We start from the raw sequence: 25888 nt of genomic DNA on the forward strand, positions 1-25888 counted from the left end.
TTCGACGCGCCGACCGCCCTTCTCGACAACAACAATGACGAACCGAACCCTCCGACGCCTTCGCCCGCTCGTGCGCGCCGCCGCGCGCGTGCTCGCGTGCGCCCCGCTGCTCGGCGCACCGCCGGCGCTGCACGCGGCCGACGCCGCCGCAATCCGCGGCGCTCCCGGCGCTTCCGTTGCCGAGCCCGCGAGCGGGCGCTACATCGTCGTCGACACCGGCCATACGCCCGCGCATCCGGGCTCCACCGGCGCGAGCGGCCGCGTCGAATACCTGTACAACCTCGACCTGTCCGGCGCGGTCGCCGACGCACTCGCCGCGCACGGCGACCGCGTGCTGCGCACGTCGGCGGACGGCCGCGAGATCGCGCTCGATCGGCGTTCGACGCAGGCGCCCGACGCGAACCTGTTCGTATCGATCCATCACGACTCGATGCAGCAGCAGTTCATCGACGCGGGCCGCCAGCGCGAATTCCGCGGCTTCTCGGTGTTCGTGTCGGAACGCAATCCGCACTATGCGGAAAGCCTGCGTTGCGCGAAGGCGATCGCCGAGCGGCTGGTCGCGGCCGGCGAACGGCCGTCGCTGTATCACGCGCAACCGATCAAGGGCGAGAACCGCCCGCTGATCGACCCGCCACTCGGCATCCACCGCTTCGACGATCTCGTCGTGCTGCGCACCGCGCCGATTCCGGCCGTGCTCGTCGAAGCCGGCGTGATCGTCAATCCGGACGAGGAAGCGCGGCTCGCGCGGCGCGAGACGATCCGGCGCCTGTCCACCGCGATCGCGGGCGGCATCGACGCGTGTACGACACCCCGATAAACGACGGTATCGCCCGTCGGATTCACCGGTTTTCACCCAGTCAGGAGCCTCACCATGAAGAAGAAGAATCTGCTCGCATCCTGTGCGTTGCTCGCGCTTGCCGTTCCGTTCGCCGCGCACGCGGCCGGCTGCGGAAAGCCGCGCAGCGCGTTCGACCAGGTGTATTGCACGAGCACGCAGTTCTCGCAATCCGACCGCGATCTCAACGACGAATACGGCCGGCTGCGCAAGCAACTGAGCGGCGACCAGCAGGCGACGCTGAAGGCCGGTCAGCTCGCGTGGCTGAAACAACGCGACGCGCAGTGCAGCGAAACGCGCGGCAGCAGCTACCTCGTCGATATCCAATGCGCGAACGACATGACGCAATCGCGGCTGTCGTTCCTGCGCGAGCGTGAGCGCGAATGCTCGAGCACGGGGTGCGTGACGTCGAAGCTCGGCGAATAAAGTCGCCACGCGTGCCGTGCCGCGAAGCATGTCGCGGCACGGCACGCTGCTCGAAAGGAACAACGATGCGGCATGAGTTCTCTGAAGTCCTCAACGATCTGATCGACTACTTTCTCGTCGGCGATCTTCTGCTGCTGAAGCGCTACAAGAATGAACACGGGCTACCGGACGACGTCGCATCGGCGTTCACGACCGGCGACAGCGGCGACCACGCGGTGCGGGAAGGCATCGTCATTCCGCTGGCCGGCATCGAGAATCATCCGTATACGATCATCTTCACGCTGGACGGCGACACGCCCGAATTGCTGAAATCAGGCAGCCGCCTGCAGCATCGGCGCGGCGGATGCGTATTGCGCGTCGAGCATCGTGCGGTGATGCTCTACACCTGGCGCATTCTCGAACGTTTCACCGACGACACGGTGAATGCGCTGCTTGCGCGCTATCGCGAACCGGGCAGGCCCGTCGTTGAAATCGACAACGGCTGGTACGACGTCGAGATCCTCGGCGGGGAAATCGCACGCGACGGCTGGTTCGAACCCGCGTTCGAGTTCGTCTTCAAGAAAACCGATGCACCTGGCGACGCATCGCACGTGGACATCCACTACCGTTTCACCATCGACGGCAGTCCGGATCCGGCGGCGTGAACCCGGCGGACAACAGCGCGGCATACGGCAACCGGCCACACCGAGGGGCGCATGGCACCGAACACGACGACGATCGACATCCGCGCGGCCACCTCCGCCGATGCATCGGCCATCGCCGACATCCACGTCGCGTCGTGGCAGGCCACTTACGCGGACATCATGCCGGCCCCGTTCCTCGCCGGCCTGTCGGTCGAAAAACGGACGGCGGCCTGGCGCCAGGCACTCGACGCGGGACGGCCGCGCGTCGCGCTGGCGTTCACGAACCACGCACTGGCCGGCTGGATCGCATACGGTCCGACGCGCGACGCCGACAAGGATCGAGCCTGGGGCGAAATCGAAGCGATCTATCTGCATCCGTCGCATTGCGGGCAACGCATCGGCGCGTTGCTGGTCGACCACGCATGCCGATCGCTGCATGACGCGGGCCATGCGTGGGTATCGCTGTGGGTACTGGTCAAAAACCGTCGGGCACGGGCGTTCTACGAACGCGAAGGTTTCGTCGCCGAATGCGACGTCAAGACGTTCGAGATCGACGGTACGCCGATCGAGGAAGTGCGCTACTGGCGCGCACTTCCCTAGCCGGCTGCTTCGACGCGCGCAGCCATCACAGAAACCACCGATACTCCCGCGCGCCGATCTCGTTGCGAAAATCCAGCTCCTCCTGCCGCTTGTTCTCGCAATACACCATCACGAATTCGCTGCCGAGCCCTTCGCGCACGGCCGGATGATCCTGCATCGCGGCGACCGCCGACAGCATCTCCTTCGGGAAATCGATGCCGCTGCCGCGATCGTCGTTGAGCGGCGCGATCGGCTCGAGCCGCGCATCGAGCCCGTGCTCCATCCCGCTCAGGATCGCCGCCAGCACCAGGTACGGGTTCGCATCCGCGCTCGCGAGCCGGTGCTCGATCCGCAGGTTGCGCGCATCCGACTCCGGAATCCGGATGCAAGCGTCGCGATCCTCGAAGCCCCAGCTCGCGCGGCTCGCCGCGTTCACCATCGACCCGTAGCGGCGAAACGCATTGTGATTCGGCGCGAACACCGGCATGCAATGCGGCAGTAGCGCGAGGCAGCCGGCCACCGCGTGCCGCAACGGCCGCTGCCCGTCAGCGGCAAGCACGTTGCGCCCCGCGTCGTCATACAGGCTCACGTGCACGTGCATCCCGCTGCCCGGCGCATGCAGATACGGCTTGCCCATGAAGCTCGCGCGATAGCCATGCCGCAACGCGACGCCGCGCGTGCTGCGGCAGAACAGCGCCGACCAGTCGGCCGCGCGCAGCGCGTCGTCGGTATGCCCGAAGTTGATCTCGAACTGGCCGGGCCCGAGCTCGGCGGTGATCACCGTCGCATCGACGCCCTGTTCGCACGCGGCGTCGACCATCTCGTGCAGCACGTCGGAGAAGCGCGTCAGGCGCTCGATATGCATGTTCGGCTGATCGTCGCGGTCGTCGCTCAGGCGATCGCGCGGATACTGCGGCAACCCTTGCGCGAGCTGCGCGGCGAACAGGTAGAACTCGAGCTCGAATGCGACGACCGGCCGGATGCCGCGCGCCGCGAACCGCCGCAGCACGCGCGCGAGCACCTCGCGCGGCTCGAATTCGATCGGCGAATCGGTACCGTCGGAGCTGATCAGCATCTGCGCGAGCGGCTGCCGTTCCCAGCGCACGGGCTTCAGCGTGCCGGGGATCAGGCGGCGCGGCGCATCGGGATCGCCGTCGTTGAAACAGTAATCGCCGATCTTGTAGAGGCCGCCCTGCGTGCCGAGCAGCACGCAGTTCTGCGGCAGCTTCAGCAGCGAGCCCGACGCGACTTTCTCGAGCGCGTCGATCGGATAGCGCTTGCCGTAGAAATGCCCGGGCAGGTCGAGGCAGATCAGGTCGACATAACGGATCTCGGGGTGCGCCTGCCGGAATGCGCGGACTTCACTGACCAGCGCGGGAACGACGTCAGCCATGTCTCATCCTTTCCATGTCTTGTAGGGCGGTGCCGCCACGCGGCGAACCGGACTCATGCGGCGCACCGCGCAACGCATGCCGCATGTCGATCAGTACTGCAAACAGGCTGCGCGGAGCGACGGGCAGCGACGCCGACCGCTCGACTCAGGTGAACACCCAGATCACGCGCGTCGGCGCGTCGGTCAGGTTCGCATACCGGAAGCGCTTGTGCGCGGGAAGCTGAAATGCATCGTTCGGGCCGAGCGTGACGGGCGTGTCGTCGCCGTCGATCCAGATCGTCAGCGCTCCTTCGAGCACGAAGCCGCCCTGCTCGTCGCTGTCGTCGACCGGGCGATCGCCGCTGCTCGCGCCCGGCCCGAGATGGCTTTCGAGGATCGAGAAGCGCGAACGCATGTTCGGCGACACGAGAATGTCGGTAATGCCGGCCGCGTAATGCACGGTGCGGCGTTCGTCGGGCCGCGTGACCCACGGCACGCTGCGCGGCTTGCTCAGGCTGTAGAAATACGTGGTCGGCACGCCGAGCGCTTCGCCGATCGCGGTGAGATCCGCAACCGTCGGACGCGACAGCCCGCGCTCGACCTGCGACAGAAAGCCGACCGAGCGGCCGATCCGTTCGGCGAGATCGCTCAGCGTGACCTTGCGATGCTTGCGCAGGTCGCGGATCAGGATCGCCAGACTTTCTATCTCTTCCTGTTCGTTCATGAAGGATTCCGATGCAGTCAAACGGTATCGCGCAGGCGGTACCAGGCCTTGCCGAGCGCCTCCAGCGGCGCGGCCAGCCGGTCGCCGCCGGGAAAGCGCGGGTTGCGGATGCGCTGGTAGTGCTCGAGCAGGTGGGCGTCGCCGAGCACGGCGTCGGCCACCGCGCGCGCACCGGCGAGCGTCGGCAGCACGCCGTGCCCCGAAAAACCCTGCAACCAGAAGCGCTGCCCGTGGCGGCCGATGTCCGGCGTGCGACGCATGCTGATGTCGATGTGACCGCCCCACGCGTAGTCGAGCGGCACGCCGGCCAGTTGCGGAAACACGCGTTCGAGATGCGGGCGCGTCGCCGCCGCGATATCGGCCGGGATGCCGCCGAGATACGTGCAGCCGCCGCCGAACAGCAGCCGGTTGTCCGGACTCAGGCGGAAATAGTCGGGCACGAACTGGTTGTCGATCACGCAGCTGTTGCGCGGCAGCAGCGCATGCGCGACGTCGGGCGCGAGCGGCGCCGTTGCGACCTGGTACGTGCCGACCGGCAGCAGCCGGCGCGCGAGATCGCGATCGAGCCGGTCGACGTATGCATTGCAGGCGAGCACCAGCACGTCCGCCCGCACTTCGCCGCGCGCCGTGCGCGCGACGTGGCCGCCGGCCGTCTCGCGGCAGTCGAGCACGCGGCTCTGTTCGAAGATGCGGCCGCCCGCGCGCTCGATCGTCTGCGCGAGGCCGAGCGCGAGCTTCAGCGGGTTCAGGTGGCCGGCCTCCGGATCGTGGAGCGCGGCGAGATAGCGCGTGCCGCCGATCCATTCGGGCATCTCGTCATGCCCGATCACGCGCAGCCGGTCGTAGCCCCACCGCTCGGCGGCTTCGTCGCGGGCCTGCGCGAGCATCGCGACGCGCCGCGGCCGCACCGCCGCCCACAGGCTGCCGGGCCGGTAATCGATGTCGAAACCATGCCGCGCCGGCAGTTCGCGCACCTCGGCCGCTGCCCAGCGCATGCTGTCCCAGAGCAGGCGCGCGCCGTCGCGGCCGAGCGCATCCTCGAGCGGCTGCATGTCGCACGACCAGCCGAGCAGCGCTTGTCCGCCGTTTCGGCCCGATGCGGCCCAGGCGACGCGGCTCGCTTCGAGCATGACGACGCGCTTGCCCGCGAGCGCGAGTCGCAGTGCCGTATGCAGCCCGCTGAAGCCCGCGCCGACGACCAGCACGTCGGCGTCGACGCGTTCGTCCAGCGCCGGCCGATGCGGGATCGGCGCCGGGTAGGTGCCGGCGTAGTAGCTTGCGACGTGACGGTCGGACTGCACGAACATGCGGATTTCGTGAAAATTACGCCGATAAATTTCATGAAAAACTAGCACGACAATTTCACGGAGGCAAGGCCGGACATGATGGCGCCGATCGTCGGTGCGACGGGGTCGGGCCGTCCGAATCGACTGGCGGTTTATTTGTCGCACGCTCCACCGACGCGTGCTCGACGCCCGGCAGGTGTGACGGCAACGAAACGAGCATCGGGAATTCGACGCGAATACATTCCACGTCGTCCGAATGATATGGACTGCGAAGTCAATCGAATCGACCTGAACGACGAAGCGTCGGCAATCCCGCCGCGTGTCGCCTCACCACCGACGCGCGATCGTCTCCCGTCATCGAAGCGCCGCGATACCGCCGACGACGGCACGGCGTGACCGCCATCGTCCGGCAGCCCTCGCTCGTGCCGATGCGCGACGGACATCACGATCACCTCCGGCAATCTCGCTCCGCCTTCCATCGCCTCGCCGCTTGCGCCCGAATCATCCGCCGCCGCGCACCGCGTCGAAGTGCAATAACTGACAGTTTCTCGTCCGGAGGCTTTTCATTAGATTGGCGACACGATCCATGCAAAGTCTCGCGCCCCGACATGACTCTCACCGCCTGCGAAGCACAGCACATGACGACCGCCGCATACCGGGACATCGCCGAACGCCATGCGCGGTCCGCCCCTTGCGGCGCCTTCCATCGCGATGCGTGGGATGCCTTGTCCGACGCGGGACTGTGGCGCGTGCCGGTCCCGCGCGAACTCGGCGGCGCGGGCGGTACGTGGCACGACTTCGTCGATGCATTCGAAGCGGTCGCCGCGGCGCTGCGCTCCGTCGGCTTCGCGATGGCGCTCGCGAATCAGGCGACGCTGATTCGGGCGCTCGTCGCATACGGTTCCGACGCGCAGCGCACACGGCATCTGCCGTCGCTGCTGTCCGGCGCCATCGGCGCCACAGCGATCTCGGAGAAAGGTACCGGCACCGAAGTGCGCGCGCTCGAAACGTGTCTCGTTCGCGACGGCGACCACTACCGGCTCGACGGCCACAAGTACAACATCAGCCACGCGCCCGAAGCGCGCCTGATGATGATCGTCGCGACCCTGACCGGCGACGGCAAGCCGGCCACCGCGCTGGTGCTGATCGATCCCGAACGTGCGGGCGTGCAGCGCAGCGCCCCGCAGGCGACGTTCGGCGTCGCGGATCTTCCGATCGGCGATCTCGCACTGTCCGCCGTGCGCGTCGACGCCGACGAACTGCTCGGCACGCCCGGCGACGGGCTGCGCCTGCTGATGGACATCGCGTCGATGAATCGCGCGCTGTTCGGCCTGCTGTGCGCGAACGTCACCCAGCCGTTTCTCGCCGACGCGCTCGCGCACGCCGGCGCCCGCAAAACGCTCGGCGTCGCGCTGGACGCGCATCAACACGTACAGCGCCGGCTGGTCGACATCCAGGTCGGCATCGAACGCACCCGCTGGACGGCGCGCGCGGCGCTCGACCTGCTCGTCGCGCAGCGCCCCGAGGCGCTCGCGAACTGCTCGATCGCGAAGCTCGCGGGCGCGCGCGATCTCGCGCAGGCCGCGCTGCACCTGCTCGCGATTCACGGCAGCGACGGCTACCGGCGCGGCCCGCTCGCCACCTTCGTCGCCGACGCGCTCGCGATGGGCTCGGCCGGCGGCACCGAGGAAATGCATTACCGCAACATCTTCAGCCAGATGCAACGCCGCGCGGCCGCCACGGCGCGCGCGGCGTGACCGCCTACCCTTCCATCACCCGTTCAGGAGCTGCCCTTGACTATCCAGACTGGCCTGCGTGCCCGCGCCACCCACCGCGTCGACACGATTTCGCTCGCCGATCAATGGGGAGGCGAAGCGCACGCGCTCGCGAGCCCGATCATGATCATCTTCATCGAACAGACCTGCATGCAGGCGACCGACCATCTGCTGCCGGCCGGTCAGATGACGGTCGGCTACAACTTCGAGATCAAGCATCTCGCACCGACGCCGCCCGAATGGGAAGTGACGGTCGATGCGGAACTGATCGAGGTCGACGGTCGCATGATGACGTACCGGGTCGAGGTGCGCGACGCGGTGGGCGTCGTCGGCGAAGGCGTGCATACGCGCTGCGCCGTGAGCCGCGACGGCTTCCACCGCCGCCTGGCCGAGCGGCGCGACAGCGCGGCGCTCGCACGCTGACGAGCCGGAGCCCGACCATGATTCCGCTTCCGCTGCAGGGTCTCCGGCTGCCGGTGATTGCGTCTCCGATGCTGATCGCGAGCTATCCCGAGATGGTGCTCGCCCAGTGCAGGAGCGGGATCGTCGGCGCATTTCCGGCGCTCAACGCGCGGCTCAGCGCGCAGCTCGGCGACTGGATCGACACGATCGACGGCACGCTGCGCGCGTACCGGGACGCCCATCCCGATGCGCCGGTCGGCCCGTACGCGGTCAACCATATCTGCCATCCGTCGAATCCGCGCGTCGAACAGGACCTGCGCATCTGCATCGACCGGCGCGTGCCGCTGATGATCACGAGCCTGCGCGCCCCGTCGCGCGACGTCGTCGACGCGATCCACGCGTACGGCGGGATCGTGCTGCACGACGTCACGACGGTGCGACATGCGCAGAAGGCGCTGGAAGCCGGCGTCGACGGCCTCGTCCTCGTCGCGGCGGGCGCGGGCGGCCACGCCGGCACGCTGTCGCCGTTCGCGCTGGTCACGGAAGTGCGGCGCTTCTACGACGGCTTCATCGCGCTGTCCGGTGCGATCGCGACGGGCGACGCGATCGCCGCCGCGCGCGCGCTCGGCGCCGACTTCGCGTATATCGGAACGCGCTTCCTGGCGTCGCACGAAGCCAACGTGGTGCAGCGCTACAAGGACACGATCGTCGAAGCCAGCGCGGCCGACATCATCTACACCGACGCGTTCACCGGCGTCCACGGCAACTACCTGCGCCAGAGCATCGAGGCGGCCGGGCTCGACGCGCGGCGGCTCGCCCGGGTCGACGGCGCGCAACTCGATTTCTCGCCGGACGGCGGCGCGAAGCAGTGGCGCGACATCTGGGGGGCCGGCCAGGGCGTCGGCGCGATGGACGCGGTGCTCAGCGTCGCCGAAATCGTCGAACGGCTCGAGGCCGAATACGCGCGCGCCATCGCACGCATGCAGCCGGGCGCGGCGACACACCTCGCCACGCACCGCCCGGCCGTTTCCGCGACTTCACGGATCGACACGCCATGACGCCGACCGAACTTGCCGCCCCATCATCGATCGACGATGCGATCGCACGCCGCCGCGCGCAGATCGACGTGATCGACGACCAGCTTCTCGAGCTGATCGGCCAGCGCATCGCTCACGCAACCGAGATCGGTCATCTCAAGCGGCATGCGGGGCTCGCGGTGCGGCAGCCCGCCCGCGAAGCGTCGATCGTCGCCGAGCTGTGCACGCGCGCGCCGTGGGGGCTGCGCGACCGCGACCTGCGCGCCATCTGGCAGACGCTGTTCAGCGCGAGCCGTGACGCGCAATCGCTGCCGTCCGTCGCGTTCCTCGGCCCGTCGGGCACCTACACCGAAACCGCGATGCTGCGTCACTTCGGCGAATTCGCCCGCGGGCAGGCGCACGAGACGATCGACGCGGTATTCGACGCGCTCGCGCGTGGCGACGTGGAATGCGCGGTCGTGCCGATGGAGAATTCGTCCGAAGGCACCGTGACCCGCACGCTCGACCTGCTGATCGCGCAAGCGGCGCCCGTCACGGGCGAAATCGAACTGCCGGTCGCGCACTGCCTGCTGAGCGCCAGCGGCTCGCTCGCCGGCGTCGACAGCGTGGTCGGCCATCCGCAGGCGCTCGCGCAATGCCGCGCGTGGCTCGACGCGCATGCGCCCGGCCTGCGCCGCATCCCGGTGTCCAGCAACGCGGTGGCCGCACGCGAGGCCGCGCACCTGTACGACTGCGCGGCGATCGCCGGCGAACCCGCGGCCGCGCTTTATGGACTGCGAATCGTCGCCAGCGCGATCCAGGATCACCCGGACAATCGCACGCGCTTCGTGATCGTCGGCGGCCAGACGCCGGCGCCGACCGGCCACGACCGCACGAGCATCGTGCTGCGGCCGACCGATGCGCCCGACGCGCTCGCGCGCGTATTCGATGCTCTCGCCCACCACCGCGCACCGCTGCTGTGGGTCGACGTGCGCCCGGCGCGGGACGCCGGCCATGCGTATCGGTACTGCATCGACTTCGGCGGGCACCCGCTCGATCCGAACGTGCGCGCGGCGCTCGACGAGATTGCGTTCGCCGCTTCCGAGCTGCGCGTGCTCGGCGCCTATCCGCGTGCCGCGGGCGGTACCGACCGGCACACCGACGGCCCCGACGCATCATGACGACGGCGCCCGCTTCGTCCCGCGTCGCCACCCGGCTGCTCGCGATTCGCGACGGTCGCGACGATCGCCTGCTCGTGCTGTGCGGCATCGCCGCGGCGGACTGCCTGCCGCTCGCCGCCGGGCGATGGCTGCGCGCGCTGCGCGCCGAATACGACGACGAACTGGAGCTGCTGCCGTTCGTGCGCGGCACGCCCGACGCCGCCGGCATCGCATGCCTGCTGCGGCGCTGCGAGCGTCTCCGGCTTCCGGCGGTAGCGGTCGGCGACACCGCGGCGACCGCCTACGGCCGCTGGCGCGCAAGCCTGCCCGCGGCGCCGCTGACCTGGCGGGTGCTCGAAACGTCCGCTGCACGGGCCGCGACGCCGCTGCCCGGCGGCCTGCTGGCACGCTGGCCGATACGCCCGGCGGAGCCGGTCGACTGGCCGCGCTCGCGTCGCGTCATTGCAGATCTCGGCGCTGCGTCGCCGGCGCTTGGTGCGCGCATCGGCGCGCTCGCCGACGCCCTGTGCGACGGCACGCTCGTGGTCGCCGGCATTGCGCTGGACATGGCCGCCGGCGCGCCGCACACCTTCATCGCCGATGCGCTGGACCCGCTCGCGAACTACGTCCGGATGCAGCGCATCGCCGCCGTGACGCGCCGCGCGCCGTCGCTGCGCAGCCGCCTGTGAACACGCGCCCGCAGGCCGGCTCGACGCGCATCGCGCTCGTCGGCATGCCCGGCGCCGGCAAGACGACCATCGGCAACGCACTGGCCCGCGCACTCGCGTTGCCGTTCGTCGACGCCGACCGCGAACTCGAACGCCGCTTCGGCGCGCCCGTCGCCGTGCAATTCCATGCGGGCGACTTCCGCGCACGCGAAGCCGACGTGATCGACGCGCTGACGCGCGGGCCGGCGCTCGTGCTCGCGACCGGCGGCGGCGCCGTGCTGCGCGACGACACGCGCGCCCGGCTCGGCCAGCGCTGTTTCGTGATCCACCTCGCGACCGATCTCGACACCCTGTGGCACCGCACGCGCGGCGACGCGTCCCGGCCGCTGCTGAACGTCGCCGACCCGCGCGCGGCGCTCGCCGCGCTGCACGACGCGCGCGAATCGCTGTACCGCGCCTGCGCGCACTGCCGCATCGATACCTCGGGCCAGTCCGTCGCACAAACGCTCGCGGCAGCGCTCGACGCACTCGCCATCGCGTAACCCGCCCGCTTCTGCCTACCCCCTCCGCTGTTTTCAACGATGCCGGCCGATGCGGCCGACTGCCATTTCTACCAGTTGCCGATCGCCAAATAATATCTAAAGATATATTTTTAGATACAGATCGTTTGCCTTCACGCGACAGGAAACCGACCATGCCCCTATTCATCGATCGAGCGCGCGGCGCCTGCCGCCTGGTTCCCGCGCTCGCCGCGCTCGCGATCGCCGGCTGCGCGCCGTTCGGCCCGCAACGCCCGGCGGCCCGGATCACGCCCGTCGAGCAGCTCGATGCGGGCGCCGCGATCCGCGCCGCCGACGCCGGCTCGCCGACGGTCGCCGAACGCTGGTGGACCGCGTTCGGCGATGCGCAGCTGGATCGCCTCGTCGACGATGCGCTGGCCGGCGCACCGACGCTGCAGGCGCAGCGTGAACGGGTCGCGCAGGCGCTGGCCGAAGCCGACGTCGAAAACGCCGCGCTGCTGCCGCAGCTCGGCGCGACGGCGAGCGCGGTGCCGACGCGCCTGCCGGGCAGCTACCGGACGCCGCCGCCCGCGGCCGGGCACTGGCAGGTCGATGCGCAGGCGCTGCTCGGCGCGTCGTGGGATCTCGACATCGCCGGCCGGCAGCACGCGCTGGCGCGCGCCGCCGCGCTGCGTGCGGACCAGCAGCGCGCGCTCGAGCGCGCGGCCGCCGTGTCGCTGCAGGCGGCGATCGTCGAAACGTATCTGCAGCTCGCGCTCGAACAGCGACTGCTCGCGATCGCGCGCGATACGCTGCAGCAACACAGCTATCTGCTGCGCCTCACGTCGCAACGCGCGGACGCCGGCCTCGACATGCAGGTCGCCGTGCTCAGGGCGAGCGAACCGATTCCGCACGCGCAGGCCGACATCGACACGCATGCGGCCGCGTCGGCCCGGCTGCGCCACCGGCTCGCCGCGCTCGTCGGCCGGGGGCCCGGTTACGCCGATGCGCTGACGCCCGCCGCGCCGCCGGCCGCAGCGCTGCCGATGCCGGCCGTCCTGCCCGCGGCGCTGATCGGCCGCCGGCCCGACGTCCTGGCCGCGCGCTACCGGGTCGAAGCCGAAGCGGCGAACATCGACGCGGCGCGCGCCGCGTTCTATCCGGACGTCAACCTGCTGGCCTTCGCCGGCGTGCAGAGCTTCGGCTTCCGCGCGCTGTTCCACGGCAACAGCGGCACATTCGGCGCGGGCCCCGCGATCACGCTGCCGATCTTCGAGGGCGGGCGCCTGCGCGCCGGCCTGCGCGCGCAAACCGCCGCCTACAACGCCGCCGTCGCGACGTACGACGACACGGTCGTCAACGCGCTCGCGCAGGTCAGCGATACCCTCGTCCAGATCGACACCCTCGGCCGGCAGCGCGCGCTTCAGCGCGAGGCGCTGTCGCGCGCGCAACAGGCTTACACCATCGAAACGCAGCGCTACCGGAAAGGCATTTCCGGCTACCTCGACGTCCTGCTCGCCGAAGGCCGGCTGCTCGAGGACCGCGCATCGGTCGCCCGCGCGGACGCGTCGTTCGCGATCGAGCATGCCCGCCTGATCGCCGCGCTCGGCGGCGCCACTTCCACTGGAGTCACCCAATGAACCGTCCCGAATCCCCCGCCGCCGAGCCCGCGCTGCAGCGCGCGCGCCGGCGCTACTTCCGCTGGTTCTTCATCGCGCTCGCCGGCGCGGCCGGCCTCGCCGCCGTCGCGTGGGCCACCACGCGCGGCACCGAGACGACCGACGACGCGTACGTCTCCGGCGACGTCGTGCAGATCTCGCCGCAGATCGGCGGCACCGTCGACGCCGTGCGCGTGCAGAATGCCGACTGGGTCCGCCCCGGCGACCTGCTGTTCAGCGTCGACAAGACCGACGCCCGGCTCGCGCTGGACGAAGCGGTCGCGCAACTCGCGCATGCGGTGCGCCAATACCGCACCGCGCATGCGGACGCGGTGCGCGACGAAGCGCAGATCCGGGTGCGGCGCACCGAATGGGCGAAGGCGAACGACGACCTGCAGCGCCGGCTGAGCCTTGCGCAAGACGGCGGCGTGTCGCGCGAGGATCTGCGCCATGCGCGGGATGCGATGGACGGCGCGGCAGCCGCGCTGAACGCGCAGCAGGCTGCCTACGACGCGACCCTCGCGCGCACCGACGGCACGTCGATCGATACGAATCCGCTCGTGCGCGCGGCGGCCGCCCGGGTCCGCAGCGCGGCGCTCGCGCTGCGCCGCACCGAAATACACGCGCCGCTCGGCGGGCTCGTCACGCGCCGGGTCGTGCAGGTCGGCCAGCACGTGTCGCCCGGCACGCCGTCGATGGCGCTCGTGCCGCTCGATCACGTGTGGGTCGAGGCCAACTTCAAGGAGTCGCAACTGCGCGGCATGCGCGCCGGGCAGCCGGTCGAGCTGTTCTCGGACCTGTACGGCAGCGACGTGGTGTTCCACGGGCGCGTCGTCGGGCTCGAAGCCGGCACCGGCGCCGCATTCGCGGCCGTGCCCGCGCAGAACGCGACCGGCAACTGGATCAAGGTCGTCCAGCGCGTGCCGGTCCGGATCGCGCTCGATCCCGCCGAACTGCGCGCGCATCCGCTGCGTATCGGCCTGTCGATGACGGCATCGGTGCCGGTCGATCACGGCCCCGGCACCGCATCGGCATCGCCGCCCGCCCGTCCGCCCGAAGCGCGCCGGTCGATCGACGCCACGTCGATCTATCGCGACGACGACGAAGCGGGCGAGGCGCTCGTCACCGAGACGATTCGCGCGAACAGCGGCGCACGCCCGCTCGCACCGGGAGCCTGACGATGCGCTTCTTCACCCGGAACGCGGCGCCGAAACTGCCGCTGGAGCCGCTCGCCGGCATGCCGCTGGCGCTCGTCGCGATCGCGGTCAGCGTCGCGAATTTCATGCAGACGCTCGACCTGACGATCGCGAACGTCGCCGTCCCGACCATCGCTGGCGATCTCGGCGTCGCCCCGGACATGGGCACGTGGATGCTGACCTCGTTCGCGACGCCGCTCGCGATCACGCTGCCGCTCACCGGCTGGCTCACGCAGCGCTTCGGCCAGGTGCGGCTGTTCCGCGTGTCGGTGCTGCTGTTCGTGCTCACGTCGGTCCTGTGCGGGATGGCGCCGAACTTCGAGTCGCTGCTGCTGTTTCGCGCGCTCCAGGGCGCCGCGTCGGGCCCGATCACCGCGCTGTCGCAGGCGCTGCTGCTCGCGGTATTCCCGTCGGCGCGCCGCCACGTCGCACTGGCCGTGTGGCAGACCACGACGTTCGTCGCGCCGGTGCTCGGGCCGATCGCCGGCGGCTGGATCACCGACAACCTGAGCTGGCCGTACATCTTCTACGTGAACGTGCCGCCGGGCGTGCTCGTGCTGGGCGTGCTCGCGCGGCTGCTGAAGGGACGCGACAACGCGACGCGGCGGCTGCCGGTCGACGTCGTCGGGCTGCTGCTGCTCACCGCCGCGTTCGGTTCGTTCCAGTTGCTGCTCGATCGCGGCCAGAACCTCGACTGGTTCGCCTCCGACGAAATTCGCATGCTGGCGGTCGTGAGCATCGTGTCGTTCGTCGCGCTGATCCTCTGGGAGCTGACCGACAACCATCCGATCGTCGACCTGCGGCTGTTCGCGGACCGCGACTTCACGACGAGCACGCTCGCGATCACGGTCGGCTTCGGGCTCTACTTCGGCGCGCTGGTGCTCGTGCCGCTGTGGCTGCAGACCCAGCAGGGATACACGGCCACCTGGGCCGGCATCGCCACCGCGCCGCTCGGCGTCGCGGGGATCGTGATCGCGCCGCTGCTCGGCCGCTTCCAGGGCCGCACCGACCCGCGCCTGCTCGCGACCGTCGCGCTCGTCGGCTGGGGCGCCGCGTCGTTCTGGCGCATGCATTTCAACAGCGACGTGACCCTCGGCGACATCGCCGCCAATTCGTTGCTGATGGGCGCCGCCACCGCGTTCTTCATCACGCCGCTCGTGTCGCTGTCGCTTGCCGGGCTGCCCCGCGAGCGGCTGCCCGCGGCATCCGGGCTGCAGAACGCGCTGCGCCGGATCGGCACCAGCGTCGCGACCTCGGTCGCGCCGACCTACTTCGAGCGTCGTTCCCGCGTGCACAACACCTATCTCGTCGACCACATCACGCCGTACGATTTCGCGTCCGGCGACTGGTTCGCGCGGCTCGATCACGCGGGGCTGTCGCCGTCCGGCGCGCTCGCGTCGGTCTCGCATGCGATCGACGTCGAAGCGCACATGCTCGCGCTGAACGATTTCTCGTTCGGCTGCCTGCTGCTGTTCGGCGCGACGCTGCTGGCGGTCTGGTCGATCCGCTACCGTCATGCGTGACGTCGTGAACGGAAACCGCCGGAAGCCGTGTCGCCCGGCGGAGCGATCGACCGGGTAACCGGGTAACCGGGTAACCGGACGACAGGCGGCGGAAGTCTCCGCCGGATCGCATTGCCGTCATCGATGAATCGACGGCGCGGGCCGCATTCGACGGCGCCCCGAATGAAAAAAGGGTGCCGCGCCGATCGACACGGCGCGGCACCCCCTCGACTTCAACTTCGACTTCGCTTAACGCGGATCGCCGGCCGCCGGCACGTAGCCGTCGGCCAGGATGCCGATCGTCCGCGCGGCCGGCTCGCGCAGACGCTTGGCCGCCTGATAGCCCTCCGACCGATACCACTCGCGGGCGCGCTCCGCCGACTCGAATTCGAGCACGACGACGCGCTTCGGCGCCCAGTCTCCTTCCAGCGTCTCGACTTCGGCGCCGCGCACCAGGAAGCGCCCGCCGTACGCGGCCACCGTCGGCGCGCCGAGCCGGCGGTAGGCCTGGTACGCATCGACGTCGTGCACGTCGATATCGAACACAACGTACGCGCTCATGATCGCGCCTCCGCCGGCGCCGCCGCATCGGCCGGCGCGAGCTGCACGAACACGCGGCCGTTCTCGATCTTCACCGGATAGGTGTGCACGCACGTCGTCAGCGGCGCGCACAGCGCAATGCCGGTCCGCACGCTGAAGCGCCCCTGATGCAGCGGGCATTCGATCTCGTCGTCGAGCAGGAAGCCGTCGCTCAATCGCGCGTCGCCATGCGTGCACTGGTTCTCGGTCGCGAAGATCTCGTCGCCGACCGCATACAGCGCGATGTCGCGGCCGCCCACCCAGACGCCGAGTATTCCGTCGGCGCGCACCGCTTCCGGCGCGACCGCATCGATCCATTCCGTAGTCACTTTCGGCCCCTCGTTCAGATCGGATAAATCAGCGAGTTCGGAATCATCTCGCTGTCGTACACGCAAATGCGCGACTCGAAACGCAGCCCGTGCGGCGTACGCACGATCCGGTCCAGGTAGCGCCCGGTGTTGTACACGTCGCTCATCTGCTCGGTCTTCGTGCGCAGCACCGCGTAGTTCGTCTCCGCCTCGATCACCGCGTCGTCGAGATACGTGATGAACGGCAGTCCGATCACGTGGCGCTGGTAGTACGGATCGAAGAACAGCGTCTCCTTGATCCCGTAGACGCGATCCTTCAGCATGCCCTTGCTCTCGAAGTCCATCACCGCGAGGGGCAGGTTGCGCTCGTGGTTCTCGCGCGGCACCACCGTGTACCGGCATTGCTCGACGAAGAATTCCGGCCATGCGTCCCAGTCGCCGCCGTCGAGCACGGCCGCGTACCGCGCATTGAACTGGACGAGTGAATAGAAATCCTCGAAGTTCGCGCCGCCCGCGTGCGGCTCGGCGGACGGTCGGCCCGTTCGTGTCGTGATCGTGCTCATTCAGGCCTCCATCACTTGGCGCCAGTACTGGTACATGCCGCGCACCAGCGTTTCGCTGACCATGTGTTCGGTCTGCTCGTCGATCTGCCGGCCGCCGAGCTCGTTGTAAACGTTGCCGTGCTGAATCTGCTCGAAGCTCTGCTGCACGCATTCGATGACCTCGCCGTCGTCCGCCGACACGAAGCCGGCCGGCCCGAACAGATTGGCCTGACGCAGCCGGCGCCGCGTCATCTCCTCCGTGTCGGTCTCGAAACCGAAATGCGTCCACACGTAGTCGAACACGCCCGGGCCGATCGGCCGGATGCGACGCGTCGACAACGCATTGACCTGCTGCTGGATGATGACGCTCGGCATCAGCGTGAGCATCACGACGGTCGGATCGCCCCACCACGGTTCGTGCACGACATCGAGGAAGCGGTCGTCGTGCAGCGTCATGCGCTCCTTGAAGCTCGTCACGTTGTGGGTCACTTCACCGCCGCCGCCGCCGCTGCGGATCGACACCATCGCGCCATGCCGGTGATGCGCATCGGTCACGAGCCGGGCGGGATTGTCCGCGCGCCACAGGCCGAAGTTGACGAACCAGGTATGCAGCAACCCCGCGTGATACGGATCCTTGATGTTCTCGACCATCAGCTTCCAGTTGCTCGGCACGCGCTGCCGCGTGTAGCCGAGCACGGTCAGCTTCGGGCCGTGGAACAGGCGATCGTAGTAAGGCAGGATGCGCGGGCCGAGGAAGTCCTCGAACGATTCGACGTTCTCGTCGAACGACGCGAACACGGCGCCGCCGCGCGTCGACACGCGCAGGCGCCGCAGCGCATGCTTGCCGGGCTCGAAATCCGCCGGCATGCCGCCGTTGATCGTGCCGCCCTGACGCACGCCGCGCCGGAACGGCACACCGATCAGGTTGCCCTTCAGGTCGTAGTTCCACTGGTGATACGGGCAGTGGAAATCCTTCGCTTTCCCCGAGCGCTCGCGGCAGAACTGCATGCCGCGGTGCGCGCACGCGTTTTCGAAGACGACGATCTCGCCGTCCTCCGTGCGCGTCATCACGACGGATCGCTCGCCGACTTCCGTGCGCTGGAAATCGCCGGGGGACGGCACTTCGGCTTCGAGGCCGATGTAGCACCAGTGATTCGCATAGAACAGGCGCTCGAGTTCCCGCTGGTACAGCGCTTCACTCGTATACGCCTCGTATGGCGTGCGGCTGGCGCCGTCGCCTTTCCAGTCGAGCGCGCGGGCGATGTCGATGGGTGAGTTCAAGAGAGCTCCTTTCATTCAGTAAGAAACGGCCTGCATCGCGACGGCGGCGCCGTGCGCGATGAAGCCGGCTGGCGAACGCCGCCGCGCAACCGCCGCGGCAGCCAACTGCTCGACGAGTTCGGCCGTGTGATCCCAGCCGAGACATGCGTCGGTGATGCTTTGGCCGAATACCGGCGGCGTGCCCGGCACCAGGTCCTGCCGCCCCTCGACGAGGAACGACTCGATCATCACGCCCACGATCGCGCGCTCCCCGCGATGCAGTTGCGCGGCGACGTTGCCGCAGACGTCGATCTGCGCGCGGGTCTGCTTGCCGCTGTTGCCATGGCTGGCGTCGATCACGACATACGGGGGAAGATGGGCGTCGCGCAGCGCGGCGCAGGCGGCCGCGACGCTGGCGGCATCGTAGTTCGGCGTCTTGCCGCCGCGCAGGACGATATGCGTGTCGGGATTGCCGCGCGTGGTCGCGATTTCCACGCTGCCGGACACGGACGACCTCAGGTAGCTGTGCGACGCCCGCGATGCGCGGATCGCGTCGATCGCGACCTTCACGTTGCCGTCGGTGCCGTTCTTGAAGCCGACCGGCAGGTCGAGCCCCGATGCCGCCTGGCGATGGATCTGCGATTCGGTCGTGCGCGCGCCGATCGCGCCCCACGACACGAGGTCGTCGAGATACGGCGCGGTCATCGGATCGAGAAATTCGGTCGCGGCCGGCAAGCCCAGCGCATTGATGCCGAGCAGCACCTTGCGCGCGACGCGCAGGCCGTCCTCGATCCGGAAACTGCCGTCGAGATACGGGTCGTTCAGCAGCCCTTTCCAGCCGACCGTGGTGCGCGGCTTTTCGAAATAGACGCGCATCACGATCTCGAGCACGTCGGCGTACCGCTCGCGCAGCGGCGCGAGCCGGCGCGCGAACGCCAGCGCGGCGTCCGCATCATGGATCGAGCACGGGCCGACGATCAGCGCCAGCCGGTCGTCGTCGCCCGCGATGATGCGCGCCAATGCGCGCCGCGCATCGCCGATCGACCGTGCCAGGCCGGGATCGCAGGGCAACTCGGTGCGCAGCCGCTGCGCACTGATCACCGCCACGCCTTGCGTCAACGCTGCCTCAACGGATTTTTCCATTTAACGCTCCACTCTCGCTGATCGGATGCCGATTTACGGAGCCAATTAGAGCGCGGTCAAATCCCCGGTGATACTGTCATTTATCTCAGAAGCATTTCACATAGTGGATATCTGTGATTTCCGACAGTATTCCGATATGCGGTTCACGTCTAACTTAACTCCTGCCAAAAACGTTCTCACCAGCCGTTCTGCCAAGGAGCCTCGTAATGACAAGAAAATATTTTGAAACCCGAATCGACGTGAAGTATCGGGAAACGGACGCGATGGGCCATGTGAGCAGCCCCGTCTATTACGACTATCTGCAGCACGCGTACCTGACCTACATGCACGATCTGCTCGAGCTGCCCTATTCGGAAAAGCTGCCGCACATCATGGTCAAGACCTCGTGCGAATATCTGAAGCCCGCGCAGTACGGCGATACGATCACGGTCCGCAGCAGCGTCACGCGCTTCGGCTCGAAGAGCTTCGAACTGGAATACCTGATGGTGCGCGACGGGCAGGCGGGCACCGAGGATTCGGCCGACGATCCGGCCGTGGTCGCGCGGGCCGTTTCCACGCATGTGATGTTCGACTACGGCAGCAAGACCACGGTGCCGGTGCCGGAAGAGTTCAGAACGCGCGTGCTGTCGTTCCAGGGCGCGATCTGATGCCGCAACCGGGGGTCCGCGACGGACGCCCCGGTACCGTTCAAGCAAACACGATCAGGCCCATCAACACGGCTTTCACGACCGCATTGGTCTTGTTGGACGCGTTGAGCTTGACGATCGATCTCGAAATATGGAAGTTGATCGTCCGCTCGGTCAGGCCGAGAATGATGCCGATCTCATAGGCGGTCTTCCCTTCCGCCGCCCATCGCAACACCTCGCATTCGCGCATGCTCAGCGCGACATCCACGGGAGCCGCTATATTCGCCGCACACTGAATCATTCGTTTCTCCATCCAGAATAAGACGCCAATGTTTCAGATTCGTTATTTCCACCGTTCACCTCAATTCACATACCCCTCGGATTGGATATTTATTCTTTAAAGGCGTCACGAATATTCGGCGAATTCACATGCAACGATCGTCCCACGCATTATCTCCGGCGTTGTCACAATGGATTCGAGCATACCGAATCGATTTACGCTGCGGAAGATGCACGAGACGCAATGTATCAATGACGTTGACGCACGCCACCAGAGTTGCATGACGCGTCACATCGAAGCGACCGCATGACAAGCGGGTGCGATCGCCTCGGCCACGCGCGGCGCGCAGATACCGCGCACGCAATCGCGCAGCCAGCGATGCGCGGGGTCGCGATCGAAACGCGGGTGCCAGATCTGCGAGACGGTCAGGTCCGCGATCGGCAACGGCAGCGTGAAGCTGTACATGCCGACGCGGGACCGTTCGGTCTGCCGCTCCGGCACGCTCGCGACGAAGTCCGAACTGCGCGCGAGCGACAGCGCGGTCGGAAAGCTCGACACGACGGTGGTCACCGAGCGCGCGATGCCGAGCGAATCGAGCAGCGTATCGATCGGGCCGTTGAACTGCCCGCGGCGCGACACGCTCACTTGCGGAAACGATGCGAAGCGTTGCGGCGTGATTTCGCCGGTCGCCAGCGGATGATCGGCGCGGACCACGCCGATGAAGCGGTCGCGAAACAGCGCCTGCACGCGCAGCTCCGGGCCGGCCTGGCCGATCACGCCGACCTCGAGATCGATGTCGCCGTTGCGCAGCGCGTCGACATGCTTGTTGGGTTTCGGCGCGAAGCGCAGCCGCACGTCGGGCGCGGCGCGCGACGCGTGTTCGAGCAGCGCCGGCGCGAAGGTCTCGACGAATGCCTCGTTCGCGCGAATCGAGAACGTGCGCTTGAGCGTGCTCATGTCGACCCGTTCGCACGGACACATGACCGAATGCGCCTCCACGACGAGCGCATGCACCCTGTCGCGCAACTCGAGCGCGCGCGGAGTCGGGACGAGATCGCGCCCGGCCCGCACCAGCAACGGGTCGCCCGTCATCACCCGCAAGCGTGCGAGCGAGCGGCTGAGGGCGGACGGACTGAGGCCGAGCGCGTTGGCCGCGCCCACGACGCTGTTCTCGGACAGCAATGCGTCCAGAACGACGAGAAGATTGAGGTCGATGGAAGTCGCCATGTTGCGCTCTTGCTGTACTGTCGGGACCGGCCGGCCGATGGGCCGACGGCATCGTGCCTCGGGCGCATGTGCTCCGTGATTCGCGATAGACCGGAAATCGGCAGTCGCGCCGCCGAGCCCGACGCACGATCGTGCGTCCGCCGAAATGGCGGGCAGCGAATGGCGGGGAGTATTCGTGCCGCTGAGAAAATCCGCTACGGATTTATTGCACTTGTGAACGATTGTGCACCGCGCTGCAATAAATCGCAACCTGACGCGATGCGTATCGGGTTTAAATGAAACGATGCACGCGAATGAACAATAAAACAAAACCGTTTTCGACTGTGTCGATCCGCGCATCGCGCACGCCAGCCGGCCGGTGAAGCAAGGGTCCGCGGCGGCAAAGCCCGTGCGGGCGTCACCGGACGCCGCATGCCCGGCCGGCGCGGCTTCCGCGCGAAGCACCGCACATTCCCGCACATCGCGATCGAATATCAGAACATTTAGACGCTTCTATTGACTTTCACACCGATATTCCGCCTCGGTTCGCATGCGTTTCACGAAAACAAGGTCGGCGGGTCGATTCGCGCAGATTTTCCCGCGATCCGAGAAAATGCTCCGGATTGTCCGGCATGCCCCTTTTGCGACTCGATCGGCATTTCACCGGGGCGGGTGATGTTTTGATTATCCCGCCGCGTCGTTTCTTCCCGCGCCCGCGATCCTGCATTACCATCGTGCGTCCGCCGCGCCTGCCCGCATCCGGCAAGCACGCCCAACCCGTTCCCGTTCCCGCACCGATGCTCGCTCTCATCATCCTCGCCGGCCTCTGGGCCGGCCTGCAGAACGCCCTCGCGGGCGGCGGTTCGTTCATCACGCTGCCCGCGCTGATCGTGTCGGGCATGTCGCCGCTCGCGGCCAACATCACGTCGACGGTCGCACTGTTCCCCGGTCAGGTCACGACCGGCTGGGCGAGCCGGAACATGGTGAGCGGCGTGGGCAGGCTGCCGTTTCGCGCACTGTTCGCGATCAGCGTGGCCGGCGGTGCGCTCGGCGGCCTGCTGCTGCTGAAAACGCCGTCGTCGATCTTCTCGCACCTGGTGCCGTGGCTCGTGCTGTTCGCGACGGTCGTGTTCGCGTGGGGCAGTTTCTTTCGCAAACCGCGCGCAGGCGCACAACATCTCGGCCCCGTCGCGGCCGGGGTCTCGCAGTTCCTGATCGCGGTCTACGGCGGCTACTTCGGCGGCGGCATCGGGTTCCTGATGATGGCCGCGCTGACGATGGCCGGCCTGCCGCCGCGTCACGCGATGTCGACGAAGAATGCGCTCGCGGGCGTGATGAACGCATCGGCCGTCGTGCTGTTCGTGACGTCGCCCCAACTGCACTGGCGCGCGGCGATCGCGCTCGGCGCCGGCGCAATCGTCGGCGGCCTGCTCGGCGCGTGGGCGCTGCATCGCGTGAACGAACGCGTGCTGCGCATCGCGATCGTCTGCATCGGCGCGCTGCTGACCGTCGGGTTGTTCGTCAAGCCGATCTGATGCACGCGCGCCTTTGCCGCGGCAGCCGGTCCGGCCCGGCGCGCGCGTTCAGCCGAACGGCCGCACGCCGATCAGCGGGCCGTGCAGGAACCGCGCGAACACGGCCCACGCGACGAGCCCGGCCGCAACGGCCGCGACGTCGCCGGCCAGCGCGCCGGCCGGATAGCGGACGCCGTCGCGGCGATCCCGCGCACGCGACACGACAAAATCGACGATCGACCACACGAAGAACGCGCCGAACAGCACGACCGCGTGCACGGTGCCGTTCACGAGCAGGTGCGCAACCGCCCAGACCATCACGCCGGCCAGCATCGGATGCCCGACGAGCGTCTTGATCCGGTTGCGCGGCACGTACGATGCGGCGATCAGCACGAACGCGACCGCGGTCAGCATGCCCGTCAGGTGGCGCACGCCGACCGGCGACACCCACAGCAGCGTCGCGCCCGCGCGGGCGAGCCCGTACCCCCAGACGATCAGCACGAAGCCGACGATCGACGCGATCGCGTAACCGCCCTTCCAGCCCTTCTCGCCGATCCGCTCGATCATCGCGGACCGCCAGCCGTCGGCGACGATCCGGATCGAATGCACACCGAGGAAGATCGCTAAACCGAGAATCAGGACGAGCATCGGCTGTCTCCGTCTGGAATGATGAGTGGGGAAGCGTTCCACGCGGCGTCCGGCGCGCCGTTCGCGGGGCCGGCGGCGGGGCCGGCGTGGGTCGCGCGAGGCATGGGCGCAACCCGCGCCGATCATAAACGCCGGGGCCGCCGTTGTGAAGCATGCGGGACGTGCGGTGCGTCAAGCTCGATGCATTCGCGCACCGGATCGTGCGGGCACATTGGTCGCGCAGCGTGCTGGTCGGCCGCGACGGGCACGCCTGAAAAAGTAAGGAAGGCGAAAACCGCGACGCTGTCGCTTCTCGTGATCGGGAACTACGCCTGCTTGCGCTTCGTCGCGGGTTTCGGTGCCAGCGCGGTCGACGATTGCGATGCCGGTTTCGCTTTCTGCGCGGACGCGCGTTTCGATGCTGCGTTCGCCGCCGGCTTCGTTTTCCGTGCCGACGCGGATTTCGTTGCCGGTTTCGTCGCAGGCTTCGCTGCCGGTTTCGTTACCGATTTCGCTGCAGGCTTCGCTGCCGGTTTCGCTGCACGTTTCGACGCGGCCTTCGGCCCCACCCCGGACACCGTCTCCGACACCACCTTCGCCTTGCGCTTCGGCGGCCCGGCCAGCAGCGCGGCGCGATACGCGCTGCGGCACCAGTCGAACAGCGCGCCCGCATCCTCGAGCACGTCGGCCGGCGTCTCGTAATAGCCCTCGAGCGAGACGGTGCGCGTGGGCCGCGCGTACGAGAACGGCCCCATCCCCGCCGCGACGAACGCCGGCCGGTTCACGTCGTCCACACGCAGGAACAGCGACCCGCGCGACATGAAGCCGAACATCACGCCATCGAGCCGCAACGCCGCCCCGCTGAAGAACCGCGCAACGGCGACCGTACCGAGCGGCGCAAGCTGGTACGCGATTTCCTCGCCGTGCGCCTTCTCCGCCTGCCAGCTCATGCGGGCACCTCGCAGCGCTGCGTCCATGCATCGAGCGCGGCCGCGTCGATGCCGACGGCCGCCGCGCTCTCGCGAATCTGCCGCCACGTCGCGCGGTCGACCGGAATGCCGGTCGTGCCGCGTGCGGCGCGGCTCGCTTCTTCAGGTTCGCCGGGCATCTGCACCGGTGTATCGCCGGCCTGCGGCGACGCCTTCGCCCACGCGACGAACGCATCGGCTTCGCGTTCGGCATCGGCCGCGTCGAACGCTTTCGGATCGATCAGCACCGACAGCATCCCGTTGACGATCGCGCTCGTCTTCTGCAGCGTATCGCCGTACGTCGTATGCCCGCCCACGAGTGCGCCGCCGAAGATCTCGCACATCGCCGCGAGCGCATATCCCTTGTGCAGCCCGAACGGCAGCAGCGCGCCGAACGGCTGCTCGTGCATCACGGCCGGATCGTCGGTCGGCTCGCCGCGATGGTCGATCAGCGACCCGGCCGGCACGCGCTTGCGCTGGTTGTACGCGACCCGCGTCTTGCCGTACGCGATCGCGCTCGTCGCGAAATCGAGCAGCAGCGGCGGCTTGCCCGCACGCGGATACGCGGCGCAGAACGGGTTCGTGCCGAAACGTGGATCGGCGCCGTGCAGCGGCGCGACCAGCAGGTCGCCCGGCACGTTGACGAAATGGAACGACACGAGCCCCGAGCGCGCGCACTGCTCGGCCCAGTGCCCGATGCGGCCGAGGTGATGGACGTCGCGCAGCCCGATCGCGCAGATGCCCATGCGCCGCGCCCGCTCGATCCCTTCGACCATCGCCTCGAACGCGATCACCTGGCCGAAGCCGCGCCCGCCGTCGATCGTCAGCACCGCGCCGCCGTCGCGGACGATCGACGCGTGCGCGTTCAGCTGCAACTGCCCTTCCCGCCACGATGCGACGTAATTCGGGATCATCCCGATCCCGTGCGAATCGTGGCCCGCGAGATTCGCGCCGACCAGATGATCGGCGACGAGCGTCGCCTCGCGCGGATTGCTGCCGGCCCGCTCCCAGAGTGCCGCGACGAATGCATGCAGCGGTTCGGCGCGCATGCGCAGCGGTTCGGTGTCGGGCGTCGGCAGTGCGGTCATCGGCAACACTCCATCCAGTCGGTTC

General features: G+C 68.4%; 27 protein-coding genes and 1 pseudogene. 15 read left to right on the forward strand and 13 right to left on the reverse strand.

From position 1 onward, the window contains the following. Positions 1-34: 34 nt before the first annotated feature. From CFB49_RS25010 to CFB49_RS25025, 4 genes are all read left to right on the forward strand, one after another. The gene (locus CFB49_RS25010) at positions 35-817 is read left to right on the forward strand and encodes an N-acetylmuramoyl-L-alanine amidase family protein (RefSeq protein ID WP_089492599.1); all 783 of its coding nucleotides are present in this window, start codon (positions 35-37) and stop codon (positions 815-817) included. A gap of 54 nt (positions 818-871) precedes the next feature. Beyond that, positions 872-1261: a lysozyme inhibitor LprI family protein gene (locus tag CFB49_RS25015; protein WP_006480817.1), complete on the forward strand. Its 390-nt coding sequence runs from the start codon at positions 872-874 to the stop codon at positions 1259-1261. A gap of 65 nt (positions 1262-1326) precedes the next feature. Next, positions 1327-1905 carry a hypothetical protein gene (locus tag CFB49_RS25020; RefSeq protein WP_089492600.1) on the forward strand — a complete coding sequence of 193 codons (579 nt, stop codon included), beginning with the start codon at positions 1327-1329 and terminating at the stop codon, positions 1903-1905. Positions 1906-1956: 51 nt separating this feature from the next. Beyond that, positions 1957-2484 carry a GNAT family N-acetyltransferase gene (locus CFB49_RS25025; protein WP_089492601.1) on the forward strand — a complete coding sequence of 176 codons (528 nt, stop codon included), beginning with the start codon at positions 1957-1959 and terminating at the stop codon, positions 2482-2484. A 25-nt stretch (positions 2485-2509) separates the two neighbouring features. On the opposite strand, the gene CFB49_RS25030 is transcribed toward CFB49_RS25025, so the two are convergent. The 3 genes from CFB49_RS25030 to CFB49_RS25040 all read right to left on the reverse strand — a co-directional run bounded on the left by CFB49_RS25030 (position 2510) and on the right by CFB49_RS25040 (position 5866). After that, positions 2510-3856, reverse strand: coding sequence for a glutamine synthetase family protein (locus CFB49_RS25030; protein WP_069617309.1), 1347 nt, complete (start codon positions 3854-3856; stop codon positions 2510-2512). Between the two features lie 145 nt (positions 3857-4001). Further along, complete coding sequence (locus CFB49_RS25035; RefSeq protein WP_069617310.1) at positions 4002-4559, reverse strand: helix-turn-helix domain-containing protein; 558 nt, start codon at positions 4557-4559, stop codon at positions 4002-4004. Positions 4560-4576: 17 nt separating this feature from the next. Further along, a complete protein-coding gene (locus tag CFB49_RS25040) occupies positions 4577-5866 on the reverse strand; it encodes an NAD(P)/FAD-dependent oxidoreductase (RefSeq protein ID WP_089492602.1) in 1290 nt (429 codons plus the stop codon). Positions 5867-6237: 371 nt separating this feature from the next. Here CFB49_RS25040 and CFB49_RS25045 point away from each other — a divergent pair, with 371 nt between their 5' ends. From CFB49_RS25045 to CFB49_RS25085, 9 genes are all read left to right on the forward strand, one after another. Further along, complete coding sequence (locus tag CFB49_RS25045) at positions 6238-7602, forward strand: acyl-CoA dehydrogenase family protein (protein WP_256979914.1); 1365 nt, start codon at positions 6238-6240, stop codon at positions 7600-7602. Between the two features lie 36 nt (positions 7603-7638). Continuing rightward, the gene (locus CFB49_RS25050) at positions 7639-8043 is read left to right on the forward strand and encodes a thioesterase family protein (RefSeq protein WP_089436845.1); all 405 of its coding nucleotides are present in this window, start codon (positions 7639-7641) and stop codon (positions 8041-8043) included. A gap of 17 nt (positions 8044-8060) precedes the next feature. Next, positions 8061-9080, forward strand: coding sequence for an NAD(P)H-dependent flavin oxidoreductase (locus tag CFB49_RS25055; protein ID WP_089492604.1), 1020 nt, complete (start codon positions 8061-8063; stop codon positions 9078-9080). Next, entirely contained in the window at positions 9077-10219 is a 1143-nt protein-coding gene (gene pheA, locus CFB49_RS25060) for a prephenate dehydratase (protein ID WP_084044139.1), read from the forward strand. Before CFB49_RS25055 ends, pheA begins: the two co-directional genes overlap by 4 nt. After that, a complete protein-coding gene (locus CFB49_RS25065; RefSeq protein WP_089492605.1) occupies positions 10216-10887 on the forward strand; it encodes a hypothetical protein in 672 nt (223 codons plus the stop codon). Before pheA ends, CFB49_RS25065 begins: the two co-directional genes overlap by 4 nt. Beyond that, entirely contained in the window at positions 10884-11408 is a 525-nt protein-coding gene (locus CFB49_RS25070) for a shikimate kinase (RefSeq protein ID WP_176730165.1), read from the forward strand. The genes CFB49_RS25065 and CFB49_RS25070 overlap by 4 nt, the downstream gene beginning before the upstream one ends. Positions 11409-11560: 152 nt before the next feature. Further along, positions 11561-13006: an efflux transporter outer membrane subunit gene (locus tag CFB49_RS25075; protein ID WP_089492606.1), complete on the forward strand. Its 1446-nt coding sequence runs from the start codon at positions 11561-11563 to the stop codon at positions 13004-13006. Continuing rightward, positions 13003-14202 (forward strand): HlyD family secretion protein, encoded by a 1200-nt coding sequence (locus CFB49_RS25080; protein ID WP_050014931.1) that lies wholly within the window; start codon positions 13003-13005, stop codon positions 14200-14202. The genes CFB49_RS25075 and CFB49_RS25080 overlap by 4 nt, the downstream gene beginning before the upstream one ends. A 2-nt stretch (positions 14203-14204) precedes the next feature. After that, positions 14205-15743 carry a DHA2 family efflux MFS transporter permease subunit gene (locus CFB49_RS25085; RefSeq protein WP_069617316.1) on the forward strand — a complete coding sequence of 513 codons (1539 nt, stop codon included), beginning with the start codon at positions 14205-14207 and terminating at the stop codon, positions 15741-15743. Between the two features lie 228 nt (positions 15744-15971). On the opposite strand, the gene CFB49_RS25090 is transcribed toward CFB49_RS25085, so the two are convergent. From CFB49_RS25090 to CFB49_RS25110, 5 genes are read right to left on the reverse strand one after another with little or no spacing between them, the layout of a single operon-like run. After that, positions 15972-16283 carry a DUF1330 domain-containing protein gene (locus CFB49_RS25090; RefSeq protein WP_047902672.1) on the reverse strand — a complete coding sequence of 104 codons (312 nt, stop codon included), beginning with the start codon at positions 16281-16283 and terminating at the stop codon, positions 15972-15974. Continuing rightward, entirely contained in the window at positions 16280-16630 is a 351-nt protein-coding gene (locus CFB49_RS25095; RefSeq protein WP_089492607.1) for a non-heme iron oxygenase ferredoxin subunit, read from the reverse strand. Before CFB49_RS25095 ends, CFB49_RS25090 begins: the two co-directional genes overlap by 4 nt. A gap of 14 nt (positions 16631-16644) precedes the next feature. Next, positions 16645-17172 carry an aromatic-ring-hydroxylating dioxygenase subunit beta gene (locus tag CFB49_RS25100; protein ID WP_089436848.1) on the reverse strand — a complete coding sequence of 176 codons (528 nt, stop codon included), beginning with the start codon at positions 17170-17172 and terminating at the stop codon, positions 16645-16647. After that, positions 17173-18432: an aromatic ring-hydroxylating oxygenase subunit alpha gene (locus tag CFB49_RS25105; protein WP_050018149.1), complete on the reverse strand. Its 1260-nt coding sequence runs from the start codon at positions 18430-18432 to the stop codon at positions 17173-17175. It abuts the gene before it with no gap. 15 nt (positions 18433-18447) lie between these two features. Next, positions 18448-19554, reverse strand: coding sequence for a 3-deoxy-7-phosphoheptulonate synthase (locus tag CFB49_RS25110; protein WP_084044140.1), 1107 nt, complete (start codon positions 19552-19554; stop codon positions 18448-18450). A 206-nt stretch (positions 19555-19760) separates the two neighbouring features. Between CFB49_RS25110 and CFB49_RS25115 the strand changes: the two genes are divergently transcribed. After that, entirely contained in the window at positions 19761-20201 is a 441-nt protein-coding gene (locus tag CFB49_RS25115) for an acyl-CoA thioesterase (protein WP_069617320.1), read from the forward strand. A gap of 40 nt (positions 20202-20241) precedes the next feature. On the opposite strand, the pseudogene CFB49_RS25120 reads toward CFB49_RS25115, so the two are convergent. After that, positions 20242-20439, reverse strand: a pseudogene (locus CFB49_RS25120) (LuxR C-terminal-related transcriptional regulator); the annotation flags it as partial. 309 nt (positions 20440-20748) lie between these two features. Beyond that, positions 20749-21687, reverse strand: a complete 939-nt coding sequence (locus CFB49_RS25125) for a LysR family transcriptional regulator (protein WP_069617321.1) — start codon at positions 21685-21687, stop codon at positions 20749-20751. Positions 21688-22463: 776 nt separating this feature from the next. Between CFB49_RS25125 and CFB49_RS25130 the strand changes: the two genes are divergently transcribed. Continuing rightward, positions 22464-23201 (forward strand): sulfite exporter TauE/SafE family protein, encoded by a 738-nt coding sequence (locus CFB49_RS25130; RefSeq protein WP_069617323.1) that lies wholly within the window; start codon positions 22464-22466, stop codon positions 23199-23201. Between the two features lie 48 nt (positions 23202-23249). On the opposite strand, the gene CFB49_RS25135 is transcribed toward CFB49_RS25130, so the two are convergent. From CFB49_RS25135 to CFB49_RS25145, 3 genes are all read right to left on the reverse strand, one after another. Next, positions 23250-23828 (reverse strand): NnrU family protein, encoded by a 579-nt coding sequence (locus tag CFB49_RS25135; protein ID WP_089492608.1) that lies wholly within the window; start codon positions 23826-23828, stop codon positions 23250-23252. A 305-nt stretch (positions 23829-24133) separates the two neighbouring features. After that, a complete protein-coding gene (locus tag CFB49_RS25140) occupies positions 24134-24757 on the reverse strand; it encodes a TfoX/Sxy family protein (protein WP_089492842.1) in 624 nt (207 codons plus the stop codon). After that, positions 24754-25863, reverse strand: coding sequence for a malate/lactate/ureidoglycolate dehydrogenase (locus CFB49_RS25145; RefSeq protein ID WP_089492609.1), 1110 nt, complete (start codon positions 25861-25863; stop codon positions 24754-24756). Before CFB49_RS25145 ends, CFB49_RS25140 begins: the two co-directional genes overlap by 4 nt. Positions 25864-25888: the final 25 nt, after the last annotated feature.

This window comes from Burkholderia sp. AU17457 (genome assembly GCF_002223255.1).
Classification (GTDB): Bacteria; Pseudomonadota; Gammaproteobacteria; order Burkholderiales; family Burkholderiaceae; genus Burkholderia; species Burkholderia sola.

Coding starts and splice junctions, on each gene's coding strand:
- CFB49_RS25010 (WP_089492599.1), top strand. CDS start 35: ATGACGAACCGAACCCTCCGACGCCTTCGCCCGCTCGTGCGCGCCGCC.
- CFB49_RS25015 (WP_006480817.1), top strand. CDS start 872: ATGAAGAAGAAGAATCTGCTCGCATCCTGTGCGTTGCTCGCGCTTGCC.
- CFB49_RS25020 (WP_089492600.1), top strand. CDS start 1,327: ATGCGGCATGAGTTCTCTGAAGTCCTCAACGATCTGATCGACTACTTT.
- CFB49_RS25025 (WP_089492601.1), top strand. CDS start 1,957: ATGGCACCGAACACGACGACGATCGACATCCGCGCGGCCACCTCCGCC.
- CFB49_RS25030 (WP_069617309.1), bottom strand. CDS start 3,856: ATGGCTGACGTCGTTCCCGCGCTGGTCAGTGAAGTCCGCGCATTCCGG.
- CFB49_RS25035 (WP_069617310.1), bottom strand. CDS start 4,559: ATGAACGAACAGGAAGAGATAGAAAGTCTGGCGATCCTGATCCGCGAC.
- CFB49_RS25040 (WP_089492602.1), bottom strand. CDS start 5,866: ATGTTCGTGCAGTCCGACCGTCACGTCGCAAGCTACTACGCCGGCACC.
- CFB49_RS25055 (WP_089492604.1), top strand. CDS start 8,061: ATGATTCCGCTTCCGCTGCAGGGTCTCCGGCTGCCGGTGATTGCGTCT.
- pheA (WP_084044139.1), top strand. CDS start 9,077: ATGACGCCGACCGAACTTGCCGCCCCATCATCGATCGACGATGCGATC.
- CFB49_RS25065 (WP_089492605.1), top strand. CDS start 10,216: ATGACGACGGCGCCCGCTTCGTCCCGCGTCGCCACCCGGCTGCTCGCG.
- CFB49_RS25075 (WP_089492606.1), top strand. CDS start 11,561: ATGCCCCTATTCATCGATCGAGCGCGCGGCGCCTGCCGCCTGGTTCCC.
- CFB49_RS25080 (WP_050014931.1), top strand. CDS start 13,003: ATGAACCGTCCCGAATCCCCCGCCGCCGAGCCCGCGCTGCAGCGCGCG.
- CFB49_RS25085 (WP_069617316.1), top strand. CDS start 14,205: ATGCGCTTCTTCACCCGGAACGCGGCGCCGAAACTGCCGCTGGAGCCG.
- CFB49_RS25090 (WP_047902672.1), bottom strand. CDS start 16,283: ATGAGCGCGTACGTTGTGTTCGATATCGACGTGCACGACGTCGATGCG.
- CFB49_RS25100 (WP_089436848.1), bottom strand. CDS start 17,172: ATGAGCACGATCACGACACGAACGGGCCGACCGTCCGCCGAGCCGCAC.
- CFB49_RS25110 (WP_084044140.1), bottom strand. CDS start 19,554: ATGGAAAAATCCGTTGAGGCAGCGTTGACGCAAGGCGTGGCGGTGATC.
- CFB49_RS25115 (WP_069617320.1), top strand. CDS start 19,761: ATGACAAGAAAATATTTTGAAACCCGAATCGACGTGAAGTATCGGGAA.
- CFB49_RS25125 (WP_069617321.1), bottom strand. CDS start 21,687: ATGGCGACTTCCATCGACCTCAATCTTCTCGTCGTTCTGGACGCATTG.
- CFB49_RS25130 (WP_069617323.1), top strand. CDS start 22,464: ATGCTCGCTCTCATCATCCTCGCCGGCCTCTGGGCCGGCCTGCAGAAC.
- CFB49_RS25135 (WP_089492608.1), bottom strand. CDS start 23,828: ATGCTCGTCCTGATTCTCGGTTTAGCGATCTTCCTCGGTGTGCATTCG.
- CFB49_RS25140 (WP_089492842.1), bottom strand. CDS start 24,757: ATGAGCTGGCAGGCGGAGAAGGCGCACGGCGAGGAAATCGCGTACCAG.
- CFB49_RS25145 (WP_089492609.1), bottom strand. CDS start 25,863: ATGACCGCACTGCCGACGCCCGACACCGAACCGCTGCGCATGCGCGCC.